The sequence below is a fragment of the Undibacterium sp. Dicai25W genome (assembly GCF_049340505.1).
Classification (GTDB): domain Bacteria; phylum Pseudomonadota; class Gammaproteobacteria; order Burkholderiales; family Burkholderiaceae_D; genus Undibacterium; species Undibacterium jejuense.
Window position 1 is genome coordinate 1 of sequence record NZ_JBMPOQ010000043.1, and the last position, 2844, is coordinate 2844.

Annotated in this window: 4 protein-coding genes; all 4 read right to left on the bottom strand. The window is 42.7% G+C overall.

Annotated elements, in window-relative coordinates; genetic code table 11:
* A partial coding sequence (locus ACO0KY_RS19525) for a DUF6404 family protein (RefSeq protein ID WP_423048888.1) occupies positions 1–150 on the bottom strand: 150 nt, incomplete at its 3' end.
* A gap of 159 nt (positions 151–309) precedes the next feature.
* Entirely contained in the window at positions 310–882 is a 573-nt protein-coding gene (locus ACO0KY_RS19530) for a nucleotidyltransferase family protein (protein WP_423048884.1), read from the bottom strand.
* A gap of 68 nt (positions 883–950) precedes the next feature.
* A complete protein-coding gene (locus ACO0KY_RS19535; protein WP_423048886.1) occupies positions 951–1424 on the bottom strand; it encodes a hypothetical protein in 474 nt (157 codons plus the stop codon).
* Between the two features lie 150 nt (positions 1425–1574).
* Positions 1575–2447 (bottom strand): hypothetical protein, encoded by an 873-nt coding sequence (locus tag ACO0KY_RS19540; RefSeq protein WP_423048887.1) that lies wholly within the window; start codon positions 2445–2447, stop codon positions 1575–1577.
* Positions 2448–2844: the final 397 nt, after the last annotated feature.

Consider the following 2844-nt stretch of genomic DNA (forward strand, 5'->3'; position numbering starts at 1 on the left):
ATTGGTAAAAATGCCACCAAAATGCGGCGGTGGTATATCAATTCCGACTCGCCACAACAGACGCACGAGAGGTGGTGCATAGTTACTTCGTGAAATACCGATGGATTCCAGTAGCTTTAACGCCGCGCCTCGTTTTCTTGAGCAGTTCATTGGTGAGTCCTGAAAATTATATTAAATAACAACATTAAATCATTGGCCTATCCTGCCACATAGAAATTAGCAAAGCAATATCATGAGAAAGAAAATGGTCAAGCGACCGCTATATTGGCCGCTACTGCCAAATCGGTTGGCGACCAGTAAGCACTTCGCCTAGTTGCTGCATTCAGGGGCATTCACTGTGCGCATAACGTGAAGCCACGGCCAGCGAGAGCGATACGATGCCGCCTTCGCATCGAACAGCTCAATATGTGACGTCAATGAGTTCGAGGTGAGTATGCCATCGTAAAGCATTTGCAGCCCGTTTGGCGCATAAATTGAATTCGGATTAATTCCGACACAGGTAGCGGAGATTAGAAAACGGTCAATTCCGCTACGCGCATTGTCTAGTTGTTGATAAGTATGACCGAAATATGATTTGTACCAAGTGTGGACTCGTGCTTGGTTCGAAACTTCAATTGGAACGCCCAAGTCAAGTAGGACTTCATCAACACGTGCTTGTACGCTCCGCTCACCTTCTTCGCTCAAATCGCCGCCATCGAAATAAAACAAATCATAGTCCTTGATATCTGCCTCCGGCGTGCGCCCGGCCTGTAAATTCCATACCGTCTGGAATAAACAACCAGCAACTAACCAACCGTCCGGAAGGGCCAAGGCGTCCCAGCGCTCAAGGATTGTGCGATTGTTGTAGTTGGTCAGTATGTCGTTACGGAATCGTTCTTGCATAAATCTTTTCCGAAAATAGATGAGCTAGAGCGTGAACGTCAGGTATTGGCCGCAATCGGAAAGCACGATTAGCACAATCCCGCCATTATTTGCTGCAAGTTGCCTCGATGCACCTCACAAGTATAGCCAGTTGCCACGCATTCGAACGTAGTGTCGTGAAATGACAAGACAAAGTGCCTGTAGACCTTGAAGTGTTCGCGCATGTGGCAAGGATGAACCGAGTTCATCTTTTCAAGGGCATGAATCCAACTAGAGGAAGTAATTTCAAATGCGCCATATGGCTCAAGGCCACGGTCTGCCAACGGATGGACTCTAAAAGCCTCATCATTTGGCGGCCCAAAGAAATGAGCGATTGCGCGATTAAATCGAATTACACCGATAAGTTCTTCATCAGAATCATGCGAGACAATCCGAATAGATGACCCATCCCAGCTGGGGTCACGCTCTTGGAGCGGAAAGGCGACGGCAAGAGAATGTTCAGTTGCGACGATACAAGGCAGAGGTGCACCGACCGAAGATTGAGGGATGTCACTAAGAGGCACAACCGCGTCGTGCTCCGTGATCGAATAAGCACCACTTGTTTTACCGAGTCCGGTGAAGTTTGAACTAGTACAGTCTTTCAGAACTCTAACTCATCTGACACCTGGTGTCTGGTTAAGTCTGAGCTAGTACAACTAATTATCGAGGGAAGGTCAGTCGGCTTGTTTCCAACTTCCAATCAAATGAATTCTGTAACCCTTTTCCAAACTCTCAACCTCACCAATATTTGTTGGATAATAGTAATCCTGAATACCCGAAACTTTGAACGACTCTAGTTCAGATTTAGAAGGGAACCAAAATGCGTTTTCTATTCTCCCTTTCCAACGATATGAAATCACTTTTGCATTTTGATATTTGGAATATAACGTGGAGTCGTTTTCGTCATTGCCCGTCAATTCATATTCTACCAGCTGCCCTTTATCAGTCTTAACAGACATAACAATAGATGGAGGTGCATACGTTGTTCTTTGTGCTATTTCTGAATAAATGGTCGACGATATGCCAGCCTCTGAAAAGAGTAATTTTGTGGATTCCTCTCCTATTAGAAAAAGATTTTTGCTCGGATCCCCGTTTGAGATTTTTATTTGTTTTCTAACTAGATTAAACTGCGAAATAATGTCTGCATGGAACCCCAAAAGTGCGTTTTTCGAAAGAATTTTCTCTTTCGCAGGAAGAAATAACCAGTTTGCACATGAGGACAAGCAATATTCGCTAGCGATCACAGTAATATTATTTCTCAAAATAATTAATCCTATTTCTGCCGCTGCATGAATCTCGCCACCGCCAGAGGTAACCACAAGATATTTAATTTTTTGAAAATCCTGTTTTTTGAATTCGACGAGACTTTGCTCAGAAATCATTCCATAAGCTATTAACGTATCGTCATTCTTTTTCCAAAATTTCATCTCTAAAGTGTCGGCATTTGCATTGCAAATAAAATAACCAAAGATAAATATATGTAGTTTTTGCAATATTTGCATATTAAGTTTTGCTGGATATATCAAGAAAAACATCCATGATTCCATGGCTGTTTTTCATATAGAGATTGTTGGCTAAACATATGTTGGCGCGAAGTCAATTTTGACCCGTTGAGGGTGCGAACACTTTCTAATTCGTCCGGTGTCATAAAATTGATACATAAAAGTTAATTAATTAACAAATTATATACAAATAAATTAACTTTAGATTTTAGTTTCAAATAATTTCTACCCATGCAAGTTACTATAAGCGTGCAGCATTCTACCTATGAGTACACCATAATTTCATGCGCTCTTCAAATCTGATTAGTTTGAAAACGGTAGTTGTCAACAAAGATGTCGCGTCAAGTCATGCTGCTAGCATTAGTTCCTCTGCCTGATTTCGTTTCGGATTCAGCCAGACCTCGTCCTTCAATTTCCAATCCCGCGTCGCACCAGACCAGCG